Source organism: Melghirimyces algeriensis, from assembly GCF_900182565.1.
GTDB classification, from domain to species: Bacteria; Bacillota; Bacilli; order Thermoactinomycetales; family DSM-45169; genus Melghirimyces; species Melghirimyces algeriensis.
In genome coordinates, this window is record NZ_FXTI01000001.1 from 125,800 (window position 1) to 145,799 (window position 20,000).

At 46.9% G+C, this 20,000-nt stretch carries 20 protein-coding genes; 17 read left to right on the forward strand and 3 right to left on the reverse strand.

Annotated features, from left to right (window positions below; genetic code table 11):
• Positions 1–4: 4 nt before the first annotated feature.
• The 4 genes from cysC to cobA are packed head-to-tail and all read left to right on the forward strand — an operon-like array spanning position 5 to position 3,287.
• Entirely contained in the window at positions 5–628 is a 624-nt protein-coding gene (cysC, locus tag FN782_RS00535) for an adenylyl-sulfate kinase (RefSeq protein WP_142503825.1), read from the forward strand.
• Positions 618–2,252 carry a nitrite/sulfite reductase gene (locus FN782_RS00540; protein ID WP_142503826.1) on the forward strand — a complete coding sequence of 545 codons (1,635 nt, stop codon included), beginning with the start codon at positions 618–620 and terminating at the stop codon, positions 2,250–2,252. Before cysC ends, FN782_RS00540 begins: the two co-directional genes overlap by 11 nt.
• A 12-nt stretch (positions 2,253–2,264) precedes the next feature.
• Positions 2,265–2,477 (forward strand): DUF3906 family protein, encoded by a 213-nt coding sequence (locus tag FN782_RS00545; RefSeq protein ID WP_142503827.1) that lies wholly within the window; start codon positions 2,265–2,267, stop codon positions 2,475–2,477.
• 30 nt (positions 2,478–2,507) lie between these two features.
• Positions 2,508–3,287, forward strand: a complete 780-nt coding sequence (gene cobA / locus FN782_RS00550) for a uroporphyrinogen-III C-methyltransferase (protein WP_142503828.1) — start codon at positions 2,508–2,510, stop codon at positions 3,285–3,287.
• 77 nt (positions 3,288–3,364) lie between these two features.
• On the opposite strand, the gene FN782_RS00555 is transcribed toward cobA, so the two are convergent.
• Both FN782_RS00555 and FN782_RS00560 read right to left on the reverse strand, forming a co-directional pair.
• Complete coding sequence (locus FN782_RS00555; protein WP_142503829.1) at positions 3,365–3,811, reverse strand: helix-turn-helix domain-containing protein; 447 nt, start codon at positions 3,809–3,811, stop codon at positions 3,365–3,367.
• 282 nt (positions 3,812–4,093) lie between these two features.
• Positions 4,094–4,537: a helix-turn-helix domain-containing protein gene (locus FN782_RS00560; protein ID WP_142503830.1), complete on the reverse strand. Its 444-nt coding sequence runs from the start codon at positions 4,535–4,537 to the stop codon at positions 4,094–4,096.
• A gap of 128 nt (positions 4,538–4,665) precedes the next feature.
• Here FN782_RS00560 and FN782_RS00565 point away from each other — a divergent pair, with 128 nt between their 5' ends.
• The 10 genes from FN782_RS00565 (at position 4,666) to FN782_RS00610 (ending at position 14,714) form a co-directional block, all read left to right on the forward strand.
• The gene (locus tag FN782_RS00565; RefSeq protein WP_142504282.1) at positions 4,666–4,875 is read left to right on the forward strand and encodes a helix-turn-helix domain-containing protein; all 210 of its coding nucleotides are present in this window, start codon (positions 4,666–4,668) and stop codon (positions 4,873–4,875) included.
• A 5-nt stretch (positions 4,876–4,880) separates the two neighbouring features.
• Complete coding sequence (locus FN782_RS00570; RefSeq protein WP_185955946.1) at positions 4,881–6,251, forward strand: helix-turn-helix domain-containing protein; 1,371 nt, start codon at positions 4,881–4,883, stop codon at positions 6,249–6,251.
• Between the two features lie 24 nt (positions 6,252–6,275).
• Positions 6,276–6,866: a precorrin-2 dehydrogenase/sirohydrochlorin ferrochelatase family protein gene (locus FN782_RS00575; protein ID WP_142503832.1), complete on the forward strand. Its 591-nt coding sequence runs from the start codon at positions 6,276–6,278 to the stop codon at positions 6,864–6,866.
• Between the two features lie 195 nt (positions 6,867–7,061).
• Entirely contained in the window at positions 7,062–8,291 is a 1,230-nt protein-coding gene (ystJ, locus tag FN782_RS00580) for an NADP-dependent malic enzyme (protein WP_142503833.1), read from the forward strand.
• A 401-nt stretch (positions 8,292–8,692) separates the two neighbouring features.
• Positions 8,693–9,562: an acetyl-CoA carboxylase, carboxyltransferase subunit beta gene (gene accD / locus FN782_RS00585; RefSeq protein ID WP_142503834.1), complete on the forward strand. Its 870-nt coding sequence runs from the start codon at positions 8,693–8,695 to the stop codon at positions 9,560–9,562.
• Entirely contained in the window at positions 9,546–10,517 is a 972-nt protein-coding gene (locus FN782_RS00590; RefSeq protein ID WP_142504283.1) for an acetyl-CoA carboxylase carboxyltransferase subunit alpha, read from the forward strand. Before accD ends, FN782_RS00590 begins: the two co-directional genes overlap by 17 nt.
• 89 nt (positions 10,518–10,606) lie before the next feature.
• Positions 10,607–11,566, forward strand: a complete 960-nt coding sequence (pfkA, locus tag FN782_RS00595; protein WP_142503835.1) for a 6-phosphofructokinase — start codon at positions 10,607–10,609, stop codon at positions 11,564–11,566.
• Between the two features lie 177 nt (positions 11,567–11,743).
• Positions 11,744–13,495: a pyruvate kinase gene (pyk, locus tag FN782_RS00600; RefSeq protein WP_142503836.1), complete on the forward strand. Its 1,752-nt coding sequence runs from the start codon at positions 11,744–11,746 to the stop codon at positions 13,493–13,495.
• 381 nt (positions 13,496–13,876) lie between these two features.
• Positions 13,877–14,314: an acyl-CoA thioesterase gene (locus FN782_RS00605; protein WP_142503837.1), complete on the forward strand. Its 438-nt coding sequence runs from the start codon at positions 13,877–13,879 to the stop codon at positions 14,312–14,314.
• Positions 14,315–14,318: 4 nt separating this feature from the next.
• The gene (locus FN782_RS00610) at positions 14,319–14,714 is read left to right on the forward strand and encodes an FxsA family protein (protein WP_142503838.1); all 396 of its coding nucleotides are present in this window, start codon (positions 14,319–14,321) and stop codon (positions 14,712–14,714) included.
• A gap of 45 nt (positions 14,715–14,759) precedes the next feature.
• Here FN782_RS00610 and ytvI read toward each other — a convergent pair whose 3' ends face one another.
• Entirely contained in the window at positions 14,760–15,896 is a 1,137-nt protein-coding gene (gene ytvI, locus FN782_RS00615; protein WP_185955947.1) for a sporulation integral membrane protein YtvI, read from the reverse strand.
• A 489-nt stretch (positions 15,897–16,385) separates the two neighbouring features.
• On the opposite strand from ytvI, the gene citZ reads away from it, so the two are divergent.
• From citZ to mdh, 3 genes are all read left to right on the forward strand, one after another.
• Positions 16,386–17,498 (forward strand): citrate synthase, encoded by a 1,113-nt coding sequence (citZ, locus tag FN782_RS00620; RefSeq protein WP_142503840.1) that lies wholly within the window; start codon positions 16,386–16,388, stop codon positions 17,496–17,498.
• A 54-nt stretch (positions 17,499–17,552) separates the two neighbouring features.
• Positions 17,553–18,839 carry an NADP-dependent isocitrate dehydrogenase gene (gene icd, locus FN782_RS00625; RefSeq protein ID WP_142503841.1) on the forward strand — a complete coding sequence of 429 codons (1,287 nt, stop codon included), beginning with the start codon at positions 17,553–17,555 and terminating at the stop codon, positions 18,837–18,839.
• 136 nt (positions 18,840–18,975) lie between these two features.
• Positions 18,976–19,914, forward strand: a complete 939-nt coding sequence (gene mdh, locus FN782_RS00630; RefSeq protein ID WP_142503842.1) for a malate dehydrogenase — start codon at positions 18,976–18,978, stop codon at positions 19,912–19,914.
• The last annotated feature ends 86 nt before the right edge of the window (positions 19,915–20,000 follow it).

Here is a 20,000-nt window from a genome sequence, read left to right on the forward strand (position 1 = left end):
ACCGATGGAAAGCAACATTATATGGCATGATACGGCTGTTACCAAAAAGGAGCGTCGGGATCGAAACGGTCATGGAAGTGCGGTCCTCTGGTTTACAGGGCTGTCGGGATCAGGAAAGTCCACCTTGGCGAATGCTCTGGATCGTCGACTGACTCAATTGGGAATAAAAAGCTTTGTTTTGGATGGGGACAATATCCGGCATGGCTTGAACAAAGACCTTGGCTTTTCTCCGGAAGATCGCAAGGAAAACATCCGACGGATCGGGGAAGTGGCCAAACTGTTTGTGGAGAGTGGTCAGTTGGTATTGACGGCATTTATTTCCCCCTACAGAGAGGACCGGGATCAGGTACGGGCATTATTGGGTCAAGGGGAGTTTCTTGAAATCTATGTGCGTTGTTCGCTGGAGGAATGTGAACGGCGAGACCCCAAGGGGCTTTATCAAAGAGCCCGCAGAGGAGAAATACCGGAGTTTACAGGAATCCATGCACCTTATGAAGAGCCCCTCGCACCGGAGTTGGTTGTGGATTCACAGCGGTGGACAGTGGAAGAGTCTGTGGAGAGCATCCTGAAGCTTTGTGAAGAGCGTCAATTAATACAGAGAGAAGGAGGAGAAACCATTGGCCTATAAAAAACATTGGGCAGATGATGATACAATCCATCCTTTTGAAAAACAGAAGTTGGAGATGGATGGATTGGATATTTTTGACAAAATTGACCACTATGCTGAAAAAGGATTTTCATCCATTCCCAAAGAAGAGTGGGCGATGTTTAAATGGGCGGGTCTCTATTTGCAGAGGCCAAAAGAAGATGGCTACTTTATGATGCGGGTAAATGTTCCTTCGGGGATTCTCAACCAGGATCAGGTCGTTACACTGGCGGGCATTGCCCAGGATTACGGGCGGGGAATCTATGATATCACCACCCGTCAGGCTGTCCAGTTTCACTGGCTTCGGATTGAAGAAATCCCGGATATCTTTCATCGTCTGAGTCGGGTGGGTCTTTCCAGTGCCGGTGCCTGTGGAGACATTACCCGCAATATTGTGGGAAATCCTCTGGCCGGAATCGATCCGGATGAACTGTTGGATACAACCTCCATTGTGAAGGATTTATATCAATTCTTCCAACATAACTACGATTTCTCCAACCTTCCCAGAAAATACAAACTATCTGTCAGTGCCAATCTGAGAAATGCTTCCAATGCAGAGATTAATTGCGTTTCTTTTACCCCGGCGGTGAAAAAGATCGATGGGAAGGAAGTGAAAGGGTTTCATCTGAAGGTGGGTGGAGGCTTGTCATCCCGTCCCTATCTGGCGGAGACCCTGAATGTATTCATCAGACCCGAAGAGGTTAGAGAAGTAGCCGTCGCTGTCACCACCATTTTTCGGGATTATGGATATCGGAAAAAACGAACGAGAAACCGTCTGAAATTCTTAATGGCTGATTGGGGCCCCGATGCATTTTTGGAGAAGCTTGTGGAGTATACGGGACCCTTGCCGGAAAAGGGAGAGGAACCGGTCAAGGAATGGAATGCCGGATACTTCTATGGGGTGCATCAACAGAAGCAGAAAGGGCTCAATTATATCGGATTCAATGTTCCGGTTGGACGGTTGTCTGCTGATGAGGTATTGGAGCTGGCCCGGATTTCCAAGAAATATGGAAATGGAGAAATCAGAAACTGCAACTCCCAGAATTTGATCATTCCCAATATTCCTGATGAACATGTGGAACAGCTGCTCCAGGAACACATTTTTAAACGAATCACCCTTGATCCTCCGCCGTTTATTGGCTATTCCGTTTCCTGCACCGGGATTGAGTACTGTAATTTAGCCCTTGTGGAGACCAAGGAACGGATGCGAAAAATTGCTGAGTATCTGGATGAAGAAGTGAAAATCGATGTTCCTGTACGCATTCATATGGTGGGATGCCCAAACTCTTGTGGCCAACGTCAGATTGCCGATATCGGGCTTCAGGGAATCAAAATGAAGTCCAAGGAGAAAAAAGGGTTAGTGGAGGCCTTTGAGATCCATGTGGGCGGAACATTGGAAGGAGGCGGGGAGCTGAATAAGAAGTTGAAGGGTAAGATTGAAGCAGCATATCTTCCTGTCGTTCTGAAAGAATTTTTGTTTTATTTCAAGGAGAAAAAATATGCCGGTGAATCCTTTTATGATTTTGTTCACCGAACAGGGTTGGAAGAATTGCAGACCCAGCTGAATGATATTCTGGATCAGGCTCTTCCTCCTGTGGTTTCCTAAGGAGGTGGAAAGATGTATCTGTACCGTTTTGAGGTTCTTGTCAATACGAAAGCTGTCCCCGTCGTAATTGCTGCGGGAGATGACCAGCAAGCGTTTCGGTTGGTGGATGTGGAATTGGAAAAATATTTTTTAAAGATGCCGGAAGTGGACGACATCACGCTTTATGAGAAAAAGCGAATTGCAAAGGGGGGTGGTTATGTACTCCATGAACGGGAAAATCTTTAGTAACGTGGAAGAGAACGGGAGGGTTTGGAGATGGGGAAAGTTTACCTTGTGGGTGCCGGACCCGGTGATCCGGAGTTAATCACGGTGAAAGGAATGCGTTGCATTCAGGAAGCGGATCTGATTCTGTACGACCGTCTGATTCCTCGAAAACTCCTGGAAAGCGCCCGATCAGATGCCGATCTGATCTATTGTGGCAAGTTGCCCAACTACCACACGATGAAACAGGAAACCATCAATCGATTTTTGGTAAAACACGCCTTGGCTGGCAAGGTGGTCACTCGCTTAAAGGGGGGAGACCCGTTCGTTTATGGGCGGGGAGGTGAAGAGGCACAGGCGTTGGTGAAGCATGGAGTGAAATTTGAGGTGGTTCCCGGCATCACTGCTGGGATTGCCGCTCCTGCCTATGCCGGAATCCCTGTCACTCACCGGGAAAAAGCCTCCACGTTTGCCTTTGTCACCGGACATCGAAAAAAAGGGGAAGAGGAATTGAGGTGGGAACACTTGGCCCGTGGTGTGGATACGCTGGCGATTTATATGGGGGTCAAGAACCTCCCCACCATCCAAAAACAGTTACTCACTCACGGAAAGGCTCCGGATACTCCTGTTGCCCTCATACACTGGGGAACCACCGATGAACAGCAGACAGTGACAGGGACGTTGGAAGGAATGGCTGAGCTGGCCGTTCAATATCATGTGAAAAACCCCACCCTGATTCTTGTGGGAGAGGTTGTTTCGTACAGAGAGACACTTTCTTGGTTTGAAAAGAAACAGCATCAGGCGGTAATGAAAACGGTGAGCGGATCTTTTTGAACAAGACCGCTCCTACGTTTTTTTAAGATGTATGATCATTGGATTACCTGAGCCGTTTTTCCCAACGGCGATTTTCTTCATGTTTGCTCAGGGTTGGATGGAATCCTTTTCTTTCGTTTGGATGAGGAATTTGCGGCTTCATATTTCGCGGATCGCTCCCGAACAACCACTTCCATCAGACTCTGAATGGCTGTCAGCTCTTCCCTGTTCAGTGGGACACAGTCCCAATGCAAATCATTGCGAGTCAGGAAGGCTTTCAGATTTCCGTTACAATCGGGATCATCTGCTTCCCCGTCGATCCGGGAGTATTGAATGGACCCTTGCTGTTTCCGTCCCAGAAGGTAATCCGTTGTGACCTGAAAATAATCGGCCATCTGTCGCAACAGAGTGAGAGGAGGCTCCCGTTCATTTCGTTCATACATGCCAATTGCACTTTTGCTGACCCCAAACTCACGGGCTACATCATCTTGACGAAGCTTCTTTTTTAACCGAAGGTTACGGAGTCGTTTGCCCAGTGTATTCATAGCACCTCCCCCTTTTATTGTTTAATTTAACACAAATTGTGTGAATTTGCACAAAAAGTATTTAAAAAGCACAAATTGTTATTTATAATAGATTTTGAGGCACATATTGTGGCTCAAGTGGTGAAAATGGGCAAACATTTTATTACTGAGTAAGTTGGTTACTCTTCGGGAAAGAAGAAAGCTGGTAAAGTGACAGAAGCATTGGGAATCAGCATAAGTGCTTGGTATGAACAACATGGCCGACAGGTGTGAACGGGAACTGCTTCCAAACGGTTGATTTTCTCATTTTTGTTCAGGGTCGGGCGGAATCCCTTTCTTTTGCTGGGTTGATGAGTTTCCGGCCTCATACCTTGCGGATCGCTCCCGGACAACCACTTCCATCAGACTCTGAATGGCTGTCAGCTCCTCTCTTTTCAGCGGGACACAGTCCCAATGCAAATCGTTGCGAGTCAGAAAGGCTTTCAGGTTTCCATTGAATGGATCATTTGATTCCTCATCGATTTGGGGATATTGAATGGATTCTTGCTGTTCCCTTCCCAAAAGGTAATCCGTTGTAACCTGGAAATAGTCAGCCATCTGTCGCAACAGAGTGAGGGGAGGCTCCCGTTCATTCCGTTCGTACATGCCGATTGCACTTTTGCTGATTCCAAACTCACGGGCCACATCATCTTGACGAAGCTTTTTTCGCATCCGAAGGTGACGGAGCCGTTTGCCCAGTGTATTCATAGCGCGTCCTCCTTTTACCACTTAATTTAACACAAATTGTGTGAATTTGCACAAAAAAGTGTTTAAAGTGCACAAATTGTTATTTATAATGAAATTCGGGGGCACAAATTGTGGTGCAGGTGGTGAAAATGGGCAAACAATTATTACCGGACAAGCTGATTGCCCTTCGGGGCAAAAGAAAACGGAGTGAGGTGGCAAAGGCATTGGGAATCAGTGTAAGTGCGTTACAGATGTACGAAAATGGTCAGCGGATCCCCAGGGATCGTATCAAGGTAAAACTGGCTCGATATTATGGGGTTTCCATTGAATATCTTTTTTATGATGGTGAGGCGGAATGAAGGAAATGAAAACATGGGACAGCTTTTGGTTTGGAGACATTCACCCTGTCGACTTGGGAAGATGGATTCGCAAAGTGCGAAAAAAAAGGGGATACCGATTGGAGGACTTGGCAGACGGAGACTTGTCCACTGCAACCATCAGCAATATTGAGCGAGGTGTTCCCCGCGTTCGAAGTGAAAAGATTGCTTGTCTGTTGAAAAAATTGGGGCTTGATAAAAAGGAATGGTTTGAAGGGAAAACAAAAGGAAAGCGAAGCGGGATGAAGGCGGTGATTTTTGCGGCAGAAAACCTCCTGAAAGCTGGCTATCCCGCTGAAGCATTGATGGAGCTGGAGGGATATTCCGGAAACAAGGAGAATGATATCCTTAAGTTGCGATATGATTTAATCAAGGGCAACGCATTGAAACAATTGGGGAAACTGTCTGAGGCGGAAGGGTATTTTCATGCTGCTATCCGGGGCTATCATGAAACATTTCTGTCTCCTGGGGGAAACGAGGAAGCAGAGGCTTTTTGCAGCTTGGGGGAACTCTATGGAGAGAGGCAAGATTGGGGGCAAGCCCTTTTGTTTACGGAAAGTGGATTGGATTCGTATGATCCTGCAAAGGGGAATCTTCGTCTTTTTTGGACTCTCCGTCGAAACCAGGCACGTTTTCTTTGGAAGACCGGGCGGGCATGGGAGGCATTAAATGCATTGCAGAAAGAATGGAAGGATATTGAGGAGCTTCCCTACCTGGACGAGGTATTGATCTTTTATCGCCTCCGGGCCCGATTGCATCTTGTTTTAGGAGAGTTTGACCATGCTTTCCGCTTTGCATGGGATGGATTACATAAAGCGGTGGCCGAAAGTCAGATGATTCGGATCTATGAATTGGCACGCACCTTGGCGGAAGGGTGTATTCGATTGCAGAAGTGGGATCGAGCCGAGGGGTGTATCCGGTTGCTGTTTCGGCTTCAACAGGAGGAAGTGCCCCCTGACGAACAGGTGAAGGGTTGCATTTTGACAGGCAAGTATTATACATTCCACGGAGAACATGAAAAAGCTGCCACGGCTTTTGATCAGGCGGTTTGCAGTGCGCAGGAATCACAGAAACCGTTGCTTTTGGTTTTGGCCCATACTGCGTGGGGGGATTGCCTTTACTCAAAAAAGGAAGAGGAGAAGGCGATCTTTCATTATCAGGAGGCGCTGAAGTCGGTTCAGGAAATTGGAGATTTGAGATGGGAACGGAGAATATATTTGGGTTTGGCAAGTTGTTGGAAAGATAAGAATGAACAGGAGTTTTTCCGATGTATGCGACGGATCTATAAAATTGAGGAAACGCTTCAACAGGAAGTGGTTCCGGTTTCAAGGCAACCTGTTTCCGTTTTGGGAGGATAACCTGTCGGGAAAGGAAAGAGCGGTATGAGCCATGTTCCTGTCATGATCAATTTAAAAGATAAACCGGCCATTGTAATCGGTGCGGGGGATGTTGCTTTTCGAAAAGTACAGTGGCTGTTGGAAGCAGGGGCAAACGTGACGGTGATTGCTCCGGAAGGAAAGGAGGAGTTGCAGGCACTGGAGGATGAAGGGAGGATAGGATGGAAGAAGAAGTGTTTTGATCCCGACGATATTTGGGAAGCTTGGATGATTATCGCTGCGACGGATTCAGCGAAAATCAATCGAGAGGTAGCCGAGGCAGCTGGTTTCCACCAGCTGGTGAATATTGTGGATCAGTCGGATTTGGGAAATCTTTGTTTTCCGGCGAAGTTAAACCGGGGACGCTTAACTCTTGCTGTTTCCACTGGTGGTGCCAGTCCGCACCTTGCCGGTAAGATCCGGGACGAGCTGGCTGAGCAGTTTGATGAAAATTGGGAGAAGCAGTTGGAATGGTTGTATAAGAAGAGAAAGGAGATCAAGGATTTGGAGGTGAATGAAGAAAAGAGGAAGGAAGCGTTGAAGCATTTGGTGGATCAATTGTGGGACAATGTGACACGTGGCAACCCCTCCGGTTAATCGCTTGGTATAGTGGTTCAATCGATAAAGCTCGCTGTAGCGATCCCTCCTTGGGCAAGGGGGGATCAAACATTTATTTTCTGGCAGGGTGATAGGGGAAGTTCTCTTCCTCCTTAACCCTGCTTTTGGTATAATACTAGGTAATCGATCCGTGGTCTGACCACCGCCGTGATCGGATATAAAGGAGTGAAAGGATTGTCCTCTTTACGCGAAGAAGCTCTTCATTTGCACCGAGAAAAACAAGGAAAGTTGACGGTTCACTCCAAGGTAGCTGTCAACAGTTCACATGATTTAAGTTTAGCTTATTCACCAGGTGTGGCTGAACCATGTAAGGAAATTCATACCGATCCCCAGAGCGTTTTTGACTATACAATGAAGGGGAACTTGGTGGCTGTTGTATCCGATGGAACAGCGGTGCTTGGACTGGGGAATATCGGTCCTCATGCAGCAATGCCTGTGATGGAAGGAAAAGCAGTGTTGTTTAAGGCCTTTGCGGGAGTGGATGCCTTTCCGCTTTGTGTAGATTCCAATGAGATTGACAAAATTGTGGAGACCGTTAAATTGCTTTCACCTACCTTTGGTGGAGTGAACCTGGAGGATATTGCTGCTCCCAGATGTTTTATCATTGAGGAGCGATTGAAAAAAGAAGTCGATATACCTGTGTTTCATGATGATCAGCATGGAACCGCTATTGTCACCCTGGCCGGTCTCTTTAATGCATTAAAGGTTGTCGATAAAGCGTTGAATGATATCAAGGTGGTGGTCAATGGGGCCGGAGCGGCGGGAGTCGCCATTATCAAATTGTTGCTTTCTTTGGGTGTCAAAGATATTGTTATGTGTGACAGCAAAGGAATCATTTATGAAGGTCGCCGGGAAGGGATGAACAGTGTGAAGGAGAACATCGCCAGAGTGACCAATCACGAAGGGATTCGCGGGGACTTGGCAGAGGCGATGAAAGGATCTGACGTATTTATTGGTGTTTCGGTAGCCGGTGCTGTCACAAAAGAAATGGTCCGTTCCATGAACCGGGACCCGATTATCTTTGCAATGGCGAATCCCACCCCGGAGATTATGCCGGAGGATGCCTATGAAGCAGGCGCCAAAGTGGTGGGAACCGGACGATCGGATTTTCCCAATCAGGTGAATAATGTTCTTGCTTTTCCAGGCATTTTTCGTGGGTCACTGGATGTACGGGCGCGTGAAATCAATGAAGAGATGAAAGTGGCTGCTGCCCAAGCCATTGCCCGATTGATTGAAAAAGATGAGCTGTCACCGGAGTATGTGATTCCCGCACCCTTCAATCCTAAAGTGGCGCCGAAAGTGGCTGCCGAAGTAGCCCGTGAAGCAATGAACACGGGTGTCGCTCGTATTCAGGTAGATCCGGACGAAATTTATAAGCGAACATTGCAAATGACTCAATCTTAAGATCTTGTTGAATGGTCTGTTATATTCTTTCTGGGTTTTGAAGAAGAAAATTGTTGTGAGTGATAGACCAACTTTCAGTTGTATTACGGATACATTTTTCATTGTGGAACAAGGGAGGGAGGTTTCCTCCCTCTTGTAAGTTAAAAAAATCAGGAGTTTATCCAACACTGTTTGGAGCCGCCACCCCCGCAAAGCGGTACGGAGGCTGGAAGCCGTCTGACCCTAGCGGGTTTTTTCCTGTCACAGAGCTTCCTCAAGGGGTTGCGTTGCTTCTCTGCTTTGGAGTGTGCTATGATAACTCCGTCAGAACAGGTTCAAGTGATGTCTGATCGCAGTTGGTCCGTTCAGGGGCCCGTAAATGATGGTATAAATAAAAAAATGTGCACGGATGAGGTGTTACCGTGTTAAAAGATTTGTTTCGAAAACAGAAGAAATACGCGACCATTCCTTCGGAGCAGGCCAAAAAAGAGATACCCGAAGGAATTGTGAAGAAATGTCCTCAATGTGGAAACATCGACTTTGCCAAAGAGCTGGAAAAAAACCTGAAGGTTTGCAAGAACTGTGACTATCACTATCCTTTGTCCGCGCCGGAGCGGATTCAGATGGTTGTGGACGAAGAGCGTTTTTTTGAGTTTGATTCCAATCTATCTTCTGCAGATCCTTTATCTTTTCCAAACTATACGAAAAAGTTGGAAGCGGATCGGGAAAAAACGAAACTGAGTGAAGCTGTGGTTACAGGAGAGGGTACCATTGGAGGTTATCCTGCCGTGATTGGTGTCATGGACTCCCGTTTCCGTATGGCCAGCATGGGTTCAGTTGTCGGAGAGAAGATCGCCAGAGCGGCTCATCAGGCGGCCACCAAGAAGTATCCCTTTATCTTGTTTTCGGCTTCCGGTGGTGCCCGGATGCAGGAAGGGGCACTTTCCCTGATGCAGATGGCTAAGACAAGTGCCGCCTTGGAGAAGATGCATCGGGAATCCGTTTTGTTTGTTTCTGTATTGACCCATCCAACGACCGGAGGGGTTTCCGCTAGTTTTGCTTCCTTGGGTGACATTAACCTTGCTGAGCCAAAAGCACAAATTGGCTTTGCCGGCCGCCGGGTGATTGAACAGACGGTGCGTCAGAAATTACCTGAAGACTTTCAAACGGCTGAGTTTCTGCTGAAGCACGGGCAATTGGATCAAGTGGTGCACCGATCGAAAATGAGGGAAACTCTGATCCAAATTCTGGACTTACACAGCGGCGGGAGGGTTGATCGTGCCGATCAATAATGGACAACTCCCCTTTGAAAAACCTTTGGTGGAACTAAGGGAGAAAATTAACGAATTACAGAAATTCACACAGGAAAAATCGATTGATCTCAGTGATGAAATTGCCACATTGGAAGAAAGAGCGAAGCGCTTGGAGCATGAGATTTATGGAAATCTCACGACTTGGCAAAAAGTGCAGATTGCCCGTCATCCGTCTCGGCCGACAACGATGGACTATATCAGACATATCTTTACGGACTTCATGGAACTTCATGGAGACCGTCTCTATGGTGATGATCCGGCGATTGTCGGCGGGATTGCCAAGTTGGACGGCGTACCGGTGACCGTGATTGGACATGAAAGAGGAAAAGATACAAAAGACAAAGTGGCCCGGAATTTTGGCCTTCCGCATCCGGAAGGGTATCGAAAGGCGTTGCGGTTGATGCAGCAGGCAGACAAATTTGGGCGCCCAATCATTTGCTTTATTGATACCCAGGGAGCACATCCCGGTGTGGAAGCCGAAGAGCGGGGACAAAGTGAGGCGATTGCCAGAAATCTTCGGGAAATGGCTGGTTTTCAGGTTCCCATTGTCTGTGTCGTTACTGGTGAAGGTGGCAGTGGTGGAGCCTTGGCAATCAGTGTGGGGAATCGTCTCTTGATGTTGGAGCACGCTTATTATTCCGTCATTTCTCCTGAAGGAGCGGCAGCTATTTTGTGGCGTGATGCGGCGAAAGCGAAAGAAGCTGCTGAGGCCTTGAAAATCACAGCACAGGATCTGAAGCGTTTGGACATCATTGATCAGGTGATCCCAGAGCCCAAGGGAGGCGCTCATAAAGATCCGGTATTTCAGGCAAAGCAGATCAAAGAAGCTATTTGGACCGCTTTGGAGCCCCTCTTTCAGATGGACAGAGACCAGTTGGTCTATGATCGCCATGAAAAATTTGAGAAAATAGGGGTCTATCATACCGTGGATTGATAAAAACCACGGTATTCTCTTTTGTCCCGCCGGGACAAAAAAAGTCCCTTGGGGCGGTTGGGGTTGACTTTTAAAGTGAGGTGAGATCGATGGAGCGTATTGCAGTGTTGACAAGCGGGGGAGATGCTCCTGGAATGAATGCGGCAGTTCGTGCGGTTGTACGGAAAGGGCATCATTACGGTTTGGATGTAGTGGGTGTCTACCGGGGCTATACGGGATTGATTCAAGGAGATTTTAAAACAATGGATTTGGGGTCCGTTGGAGATATTATTCACCGGGGGGGAACTATTCTCTACAGTGCCCGAAGTGAAGCATTTAAAACCCCAGAGGGTCAGAATAAAGCAGTGGAGAAATTGAAAGAGCATGGGATTGATGGGTTGGTTGTGATTGGAGGAGACGGAAGTTTTCGTGGAGCTCAGGCGTTGACTGCACGTGGCTTCCCGGCAGTCGGTGTTCCCGGAACCATTGACAATGATATTCCAGGAACAGACTTTACTATTGGGTTTGATACGGCAATCAACACGGTTATTGAATGTATTGATCGAATTCGGGATACAGCAACGTCTCATGAACGAACTTATGTAGTGGAAGTGATGGGACGTGATGCCGGGGATATCGCATTATGGGCAGGTCTTGCCGAAGGAGCGGAATCGATTTTGATTCCAGAAGCCCCTTACGATCTTGATGAAATTGTAAAGCGTTTGGAAAGGGGCAGCCAACGCGGTAAAAAACACAGTATCATCATTGTAGCAGAGGGAGTCGGCAGTGGCGTTGAGATTGGACGTCAGATCAAAGACAAAGCAGGCTTTGAAACCCGTGTGACGGTTCTTGGGCATATTCAACGTGGAGGTACTCCGACAGCCTTTGATCGCGTTTTGGCAAGCCGGATGGGCTCCAAAGCCGTAGATCTTTTGTTACAGGGAGAAAGTGATCAGATGGTTGCCAGTCGGAAGAATGAGATTATAGGGGTCCGTTTTGACGAAGCTTTTACCATGAAACATCAACCGGATATGTCGATCTATGATTTAGCCAGTATTCTGGCGATATAAACAAACGGTTTGGTTTTGTATGTTTTCCGAGAAAATGGTATTTGGAGGCAATACATTTCTTAAACGTCTAGAATCGCTGGGGGAAAATGGTCTCTTAATACATTGTGCGACTCCTTGTTTGTATGATACTGGATGGTCTCTCGCCCATCTTGAATATTAGAAAGGTGGAAGATAGGGATGCGTAGAACAAAAATTGTATGTACGATCGGTCCGGCCAGTGAGAAAAAGGAGACCCTTCGGGAGTTGGTTCGGGCGGGCATGAATGTAGCACGCCTCAACTTCTCTCATGGTTCCCATGAAGAGCATTTACAACGTATTCAATGCATCCGTGAAGTGGAGCGGGAGCAGGGGACAAGAATCGCCATTTTGTTGGATACCAAGGGCCCGGAGATTCGAACAGGTGTCCTGAAACAGGATCAAGTGGAGCTCAGGACAGGGGATAAGATCATTTTAACCACTGAAGAGATTGAAGGAGATGCTTCCCGCGTATCTGTCTCTTTTAAAAAATTGCCGGAAGATGTATCTCCCGGTTCCACCATTCTGGTGGATGATGGTTTGATCAGCCTGAAAGTGGAAAAGGTCGAAGGAAGGGATATTTACTGCAACATTGAAAATGGAGGAATTCTCAAGGATCGAAAGGGAGTCAACGTGCCAGGGGTTTCCATTAAGCTTCCTGGAATCACAGAAAAGGATGCCGAGGATATCTGTTTTGGGATTGAACACCAGGTGGATTTTATTGCTGCCTCGTTTGTTCGAAAAGCGGATGATGTTCTGGAGATCCGCAAGATACTGGAAGAATATCAAGCAGATATTCATATCATCTCCAAGATTGAAAACCAGGAAGGTGTGGAGAACCTGGATGCCATCCTGAAGGTATCTGATGGATTGATGGTGGCTCGCGGGGATCTGGGAGTGGAGATTCCTGCGGAAGAGGTTCCTATTTTACAAAAAGAAATGATTAAAAAATGTAATCACAGGGGTAAACCCGTGATTACTGCCACTCAAATGCTGGATTCCATGCAACGCTTTCCCCGTCCCACTCGCGCAGAAGCGAATGATGTGGCCAATGCGATCTTTGATGGAACGGACGCTATTATGCTTTCTGGGGAGACCGCCAGCGGGAAATATCCTGTTGAAGCAGTGGAGACAATGGACCGGATCGCATCCACGGCAGAGGACTCGCTTCAGTATGCGGATCTCTTGCATGAACGCATTCGAGCACTGGATGTCAGTATCCCGGATTCTATCAGTCAGGCAGTGGTTCATACTGCAGGGCTGCTGAACTCGTCGGCAATTCTTACCTCGACGGAAAGTGGACGTACGGCCCGAATGGTTTCAAAGTACCGACCGCAAGCTCCCATTGTAGCTGTTACGCCCCATGACAGAGTAATGCGACAGTTGGCATTGGTATGGGGTGTTTGTCCAGTGAAAGGGGGAAAAGTGGAAACAACGGATGAAATGTTAAATACAGCCATAGAGTCGGCTATTCATTCGGAAATCGTCCGTCATGGAGATTTAGTGGTCATTACAGCCGGAGTTCCCGTTGGCCAATCCGGTACGACCAATCTGATGAAAGTTCATGTGATCGGAGATGTTTTGGCCAAAGGACAAGGAGTTGGAAAAGATGTCCTGACAGGAGAAGTGGTTGTCGGTACCACAGCGTCAGAAATCCGTTCCAAAATGAAGGATGGGGCGATCCTTGTTACCCAGTCGACGGATAAGGATATGATCGATTCTTTCAAAAAAGCATCCGCCGTCATTGTGGCGGAAGGAGGATTGACTTCCCATGCTGCAGTGGTGGGTCTCAGTCTGGGAATTCCCGTGGTTGTAGGTGTGAATGACGCTATGGATCTATTCAAGGATGGAATGGAAGTAACGGTGGATGCGGAACAGGGACATATTTATTCTGGACGAGCCAATGTGTTATAAACGCAAAAAAAGCGTTGGGATCAAGTGCCCCAACGCTTTTTTTGCGTGGAAGACTGGGTTAAAAGGCGGTTTCAGATTGTACGAACACGGGGATAAATCCACCAACGAAGTTTTTTGCGCCGTTTCTTGCGTCGACGCAGATTCATTTTAATCCCCCCCTTTCTGAATATCGATTTCCGATTGTAGGTTGTATACGTTTATTGTATTTAGAACGAGCTTTCTCTGTGTATAATCATTGTATATCGAACAACCAGATTTGGCTATTCACATTATGTGAGATTAAATCCGGAAATATGTAAATCACATGAATGAAAGCTTGTATCCTCCGGTTTTTTCAGCTTCCCGTGTTATAATAAGAGATCGGAGGTGTATGGATTTACCATGGAGGAAATAAATAAACATGAAACGCTTCTTCGCGTCCGGTATCAAGAAACAGATCAGATGGGTGTTGTCCATCACAGTAACTATGCGGTTTGGTTTGAAGCGGGTCGAACGGCTATGATCCGCGATATCGGCATTTCATACAGTGAATTGGAGCAAAACGGGATTTTACTGCCTGTTGTGGATCTTCATTGTCGGTTTATTTCACCAGCGCGGTATGAAGAGGAGATCCGGGTTCTTACCGGAATCCAGGAAATCCATGGTCCCAAAATTTCCTTTTGTTACGAGGTTTGTCGGGATGATCAATTGCTTGTTCGAGGAGAAACCATCCATTTATGGACGAATCGGGAAATGAAACGGTTGAATCTGGAAAAAAAAGAACCGGAGCTGTTTCAAAAATTGCTCCAATACACACTTTCCGCTAAAACGGAGGAATGAATCCGTGTTTCGAATATTGGTTTTGATTTTGATTGTCGTTCCCGCGTTGGAAATTTGGGGATTGGTCAAAGTAGGCGAAGCCATTGGAGCGTGGCCTACCGCGTTGGCAGTCATTGCCACTGGTGTGGCAGGAGGATATTTGGCCCGCTGGCAGGGGCTTCAGACGATCCGTCTGGCGCAGGTACAAATGTCTAACCGGGAACTTCCTGGAGAAGCGGTTTTGGACGGTATTTGCATCCTTTCAGGAGGATTATTGTTGCTAACCCCTGGTTTTTTTACTGATACGATCGGTTTTTTGTTATTGTTTCCCTATACTCGCGGCATGATCAAAATTCTGTTGAAAGGATTGCTTCTTCGGATGGTTGATGGACGCATCCGTTGGTGGTTTGTACGTCGATGAAAAGCGAAGATACTGTTCAAGGACACCATATAGCAGGTGTCTTTTTTATGAACGTTCTTTGACAGATCCATTGATGATAAAGCTCCACAGGTCAACAAAGACACCTGCGCGATGAAGAGCCATCAGGATGATCCCTGCGACCGGTCCAAGAATAAGACCAAACACTCCAATCAATTTCAGCCCTACAAACAAGGCAACCAAGGTAAATAGTGGGTCCAGTCCAATATTGGTGGCAACCAGTTTCGGTTCAATAAATTGACGAACCGTGACAATCACTACATAAAGTATGGCAATTCCCAAGCCGAATGGGATATTGCCGGAAAGGAACAGATATCCCGACCATGGTACCATAACCACTCCGACGCCCAGATAAGGGAGTAAGTCCACTCCTCCAATAATCAAAGCGAGTGTCAAAGCGTACTCTACGCCGGCTATCGTCAGACCGATCCATACAATCATTCCTGTAATGAAAACTAGGGTGAGTTGTGCACGGATAAAGCCGAACAGTGCCTTTCGCAGATCCTGAATCACCAGCATATAGGTTTTATGGATACGATCTGGAATGATTGGGAGTGTTTTACGTTTTAAACGGGGCCAGTCCATTCCTATGAAAAATGAGGCAAGAATAATAAAGATCAGGACTGTAGCATAGTAAGGAAGATTCCCCAAAAACACACCGATACCTGTAAGAATATTGGTGATGATCTGTGTTCCTCTGTTGGTAATGACCCCCAGATTGTCCCGAATACTGGTGATAATTTCCGAGCTTTGTTCAGGATTTTTTTGCATATATTCCTGAATGGTGTGAATCATTCGGGTGAGCTCATTGTTTTCATGCACAAACGTATTTAACAGATATTGATTCAGTTGGTTCAAAAAGTTGGGAAGGAGCTCGGCCAGCTCTGTCAGTTCAATCACCATTCGGGACACTAAAAATATAATCAGGCTGAGCAATGTTCCAACGAGGACAATCAAGGTGAGGGAGACACCTGCCCAGCGGGGAAAGCGAGCCCGCAGTTCCAACCAGCGAACGAGAGGTTCTGCCATCATGGCAATGATCCAGCCAATCAAAAACGGATAAATCAAGGGAAAGGTGAGTGTGATAAGAAAGTAGGTGACCACAATCAGTACAGTTACCAGTGTGGCTCGGAGTGAGATGCCGATTACGGCTTCGCGGTTCAAAACGATAAAGCCTCCTTTAGATATCTCTGACATCCTGTTGTGAGGATTTTTCCCCTTGAGGATGGTCGATAAAAGGAATTATACCGGAAGTTGCCTCCTGTTGCGCTGAATAATTTGACACTCTCTCATACCATTTTACAGGAAATGGGTATCAAAACCCAATCTTTTGATAAAGAAACAACTCTTGAAGGAAACCAAGTCTTTATAGGAATGGATCGTGATGATAACAATTATTTTTTATGGTAAACTGTAAGAGGAATTCGGGGCACCAAAGGCAGATTTTTTCTTTTTTTCATTATGGAGTTCGGTTGAAGAACCAATCAATGACGGTTCTATTTCTTATTTTTAGCGGGCATCTGAAAACATATGGATTTCAAGATGGCTTTGTTTTAATGGGAATATACTTTACGGGATGAATGTTTCATTCCTTTCGGTGAAGACTGGCCTTCGGGAGTGCCCGAGCACCATTGTAGAAAAGGAGTGATTACCATGTCGGTTGCGAAGGGATTAGAGGGTGTCGTAGCTCTTACTTCCCAGATCAGCTCTATTGTGGATGGAGTTTTAACCTATCGGGGAATTAACATTGATGAGCTTGCCGAGAAGGCCAGCTTTGAAGAAGTGATGTTTCTTCTGTGGAACGGCAGGCTCCCCAAGCAAGATGAGATGGACCAACTAAAAGAACAGTTGGGCTCTCAAGCGCAGTTGCCAGAGGGAATTTTAAAGCACCTGAAGGATTATCCGAGAGACATTCACCCCATGGCAGCCTTGAGAACCGCTGTATCGTCCCTGGCAATGTTTGATCCTGAAGCGGATGATAACAGTCAGGAAGTTAACAGGCGAAAGGCGATTAGCCTGGTTGCCAAGGTACCGACAATCGTTGCCGCCTTGTATCGTCTCAACAAGGGTATGGACCCGGTTGAACCGAAGTCGGATTATGGTTATGCAAAGAACTTCGTTTACATGTTGCATGGAAAAGAGCCGGAGGAGACAGAGGTTACAGCAATTGACAAGGCACTCATTCTGCATGCGGACCACGAACTGAATGCATCCACTTTTGCAGCCCGTGTAAGCACAGCCACATTGACAGATATGTACTCTGCGATTACTGCGGCGATTGGAACCCTAAAGGGACCCTTGCATGGGGGAGCGAATGAACGGGTTATGCTCATGTTGGAAGAGATTGGATCTCTGGATCGTGTAGAAGAAGTGATTAAACAGAAATTGGAAAACAAAGAAAAAATCATGGGATTTGGTCATCGCGTTTACAAAGATGGCGATCCCAGAGCGAAACACCTGCGCGAAATGTCCCGTCAACTGGCTGAATTGAACGGGGATCAAAAGTGGTATCAGATGTCTGTAAAAATTAATGAGTTGGTTGAGGAAACGAAGGGTCTGAAGCCTAACGTGGACTTTTACTCGGCCTCCACCTATCATTATCTTGGAATCCCCCGGAATCTGTTCACGCCCATCTTTGCCATCAGCCGTATGTCAGGATGGACTGCCCATGTGCTTGAACAGTATTCGGATAACCGGTTGATCCGTCCTCGTGCGGAGTATACGGGACCGGTCAATCAATCCTATATCCCAGTTGAAAACAGATAAAAAGACGGGTTAAAGCCTGTTGGGCCTCCGTTAAAGAGGAAAAGGAGTGTTGTTATGCCACGGTATGAAGCACCTCAAGCCGGAGAAAAGATCACATTTAAAAACGGGGAGCTGCAAGTTCCCGATCATCCCATTATTCCATTTATTGAAGGAGACGGAATTGGACCGGATATTTGGTCAGCTGCCCGGCGCGTCTTGGATTCTGCAGTGGATAAAGCGTATGGTTCCAAACGGAAGATTGAATGGTTTGAGATTTACGCCGGAGAAAAGGCAAACAATCAAATGGGCGAATGGTTGCCCGCTGAGACATTAAAAGCCATTGAGGAATACTTTGTAGCCATTAAAGGACCGTTGACCACACCGGTAGGTGGGGGAATTCGTTCGTTGAACGTGGCTCTTCGTCAGGAGTTGGATCTGTTTGTCTGTCTGCGTCCGGTTCGTTATTTCAATGGTGTTCCTTCCCCTGTGAAACGGCCGGAACAGGTGGATATGGTGATTTTCAGGGAAAACTCAGAAGATATTTATGCCGGGATTGAATGGCAGGCTGAATCCGAAGAAGTTAAAAAAGTGATTCGCTTCCTGCAAGACGAAATGGGCGTGAAGAAAATTCGGTTCCCGGAGACTTCCGGAATTGGCATTAAGCCAGTTTCCCGTGAAGGAACCGAACGCCTGGTACGTTCTGCAATTCAATATGCCCTAGATCATGGTCGTAAGAGTGTCACACTGGTTCATAAAGGAAACATCATGAAGTTTACGGAAGGATCGTTCAAGAATTGGGGCTATGAGCTAGCCGAGCGGGAATTCAGTGATCAGGTGTTTACCTGGCGCCAGTATGATGAGATAAAAGCCGAACATGGACTGGAAGCGGCAAACCGGGCACAGGGTGATGCGGAAGCAGCCGGTAAACTGATTGTAAAGGATTCAATCGCAGATGCTTTCTTGCAACAGATTTTGACACGCCCGGCAGAGTATGATGTCATTGCCACATTAAATCTGAATGGGGACTATGTCTCCGATGCTCTCGCGGCACAAGTCGGTGGAATTGGAATCGCACCCGGTGCCAATATTAACTTTGAAACGGGACATGCCATTTTTGAAGCCACGCATGGAACGGCTCCGAAGTATGCCGGAATGGACAAAGTGAACCCCGGTTCCGTTATTCTCTCCGGAGTGTTGATGTTGGAGCATCTCGGCTGGCAGGAAGCTGCGGATCGCATTTACCGTGCCATGGACAAAACGATTGCTCAAAAAACCGTAACGTATGATTTTGCTCGCTTGATGGAGGGAGCGACCGAGCTGAAATGTTCGGAGTTTGCTTCCAAATTGATTGAAAACTTGTAATGTGCAAGTGTGAGCTATTTTCACTGTATACTTAAGAGGAAGCGATGAAGAGTTGCGGACTGCCGTTTTTCAATTCAGGCATTCCGCAGTTTAAGCTGTGGAATCCTTACCATGTTCTTTGAACGGAGGTAGAATCATGTCTATCCAAAGAAGGAAAATTTCCATTATCGGAAGCGGATTTACAGGGGCAACAGCGGCTCTCATGCTGGCTCAGAAGGAATTGGGAGACATTGTTCTGGTAGATATCCCCCAAGCTGAAGGCCCAACCAAAGGGAAAGCCTTGGATATGATGGAGTCCACCCCTGTACAAGGGGTTGATGCCCGGATTACAGGTACTGTCGACTATCAGGATACCAAAGATTCCGATCTTGTACTGATCACTGCGGGTGTGGCCCGGAAACCGGGAATGAGTCGGGATGATCTGATCAGCATTAATGCCAAGGTCATGCGCTCTGTGACAGAGCAGGTTGTGAAATATTCCCCTGATTGTACCATTATTGTATTGACCAATCCGGTAGACGCCATGACCTATGAGGTTTATCGTACTTCCGGCTTTCCAAAACACCGGGTGATTGGACAATCCGGGGTGTTGGATACGGCCCGTTTCCGTACGTTTATCGCAGAAGAGTTAAATGTTTCCGTGGAAGATGTTACAGGGTTTGTTCTGGGTGGACATGGAGATGACATGGTTCCCTTGGTACGATACTCCTATGTTGGAGGTATCCCACTGGAAAAATGGATATCCAAGGATCGATTGGATGCGATTGTGGAGCGGACCCGCAAGGGTGGTGGAGAGATCGTCAATCTCCTTGGAAACGGCAGCGCTTACTATGCTCCAGCCGCTTCTCTCGTTGAAATGTCGGAGGCCATTTTGAAAGATAAGCGGCGGATTCTTCCCGCTATTGCTTACTTAGAGGGAGAATACGGTTATCGCGATATGTATCTGGGGGTTCCGGTGATCCTCGGTGGAAATGGTTTGGAAAAAGTGATTGAGTTGGAATTGACGGATGAAGAGAAGAAACAATTGGACCAATCGGCGCAATCTGTACAAAATGTAATGAAGTTGCTTGATTAAATACGAAACCCGGGGCACGCCCGGGTTTTTCTACAGGGTTACAAGTAAATATTAACCATTTATACAATCAAATGTAAATTCAATAT

What these genes read in the sequence shown, in the direction of transcription:
- cysC (WP_142503825.1), top strand. Translation starts at nt 5, where the DNA reads ATGGAAAGCAACATTATATGGCATGATACGGCTGTTACCAAAAAGGAG.
- FN782_RS00545 (WP_142503827.1), top strand. Translation starts at nt 2,265, where the DNA reads ATGTATCTGTACCGTTTTGAGGTTCTTGTCAATACGAAAGCTGTCCCC.
- cobA (WP_142503828.1), top strand. Translation starts at nt 2,508, where the DNA reads ATGGGGAAAGTTTACCTTGTGGGTGCCGGACCCGGTGATCCGGAGTTA.
- FN782_RS00555 (WP_142503829.1), bottom strand. Translation starts at nt 3,811, where the DNA reads ATGAATACACTGGGCAAACGACTCCGTAACCTTCGGTTAAAAAAGAAG.
- FN782_RS00560 (WP_142503830.1), bottom strand. Translation starts at nt 4,537, where the DNA reads ATGAATACACTGGGCAAACGGCTCCGTCACCTTCGGATGCGAAAAAAG.
- FN782_RS00565 (WP_142504282.1), top strand. Translation starts at nt 4,666, where the DNA reads ATGGGCAAACAATTATTACCGGACAAGCTGATTGCCCTTCGGGGCAAA.
- FN782_RS00570 (WP_185955946.1), top strand. Translation starts at nt 4,881, where the DNA reads ATGAAAACATGGGACAGCTTTTGGTTTGGAGACATTCACCCTGTCGAC.
- FN782_RS00575 (WP_142503832.1), top strand. Translation starts at nt 6,276, where the DNA reads ATGAGCCATGTTCCTGTCATGATCAATTTAAAAGATAAACCGGCCATT.
- pfkA (WP_142503835.1), top strand. Translation starts at nt 10,607, where the DNA reads ATGGAGCGTATTGCAGTGTTGACAAGCGGGGGAGATGCTCCTGGAATG.
- pyk (WP_142503836.1), top strand. Translation starts at nt 11,744, where the DNA reads ATGCGTAGAACAAAAATTGTATGTACGATCGGTCCGGCCAGTGAGAAA.
- FN782_RS00605 (WP_142503837.1), top strand. Translation starts at nt 13,877, where the DNA reads ATGGAGGAAATAAATAAACATGAAACGCTTCTTCGCGTCCGGTATCAA.
- citZ (WP_142503840.1), top strand. Translation starts at nt 16,386, where the DNA reads ATGTCGGTTGCGAAGGGATTAGAGGGTGTCGTAGCTCTTACTTCCCAG.
- icd (WP_142503841.1), top strand. Translation starts at nt 17,553, where the DNA reads ATGCCACGGTATGAAGCACCTCAAGCCGGAGAAAAGATCACATTTAAA.
- mdh (WP_142503842.1), top strand. Translation starts at nt 18,976, where the DNA reads ATGTCTATCCAAAGAAGGAAAATTTCCATTATCGGAAGCGGATTTACA.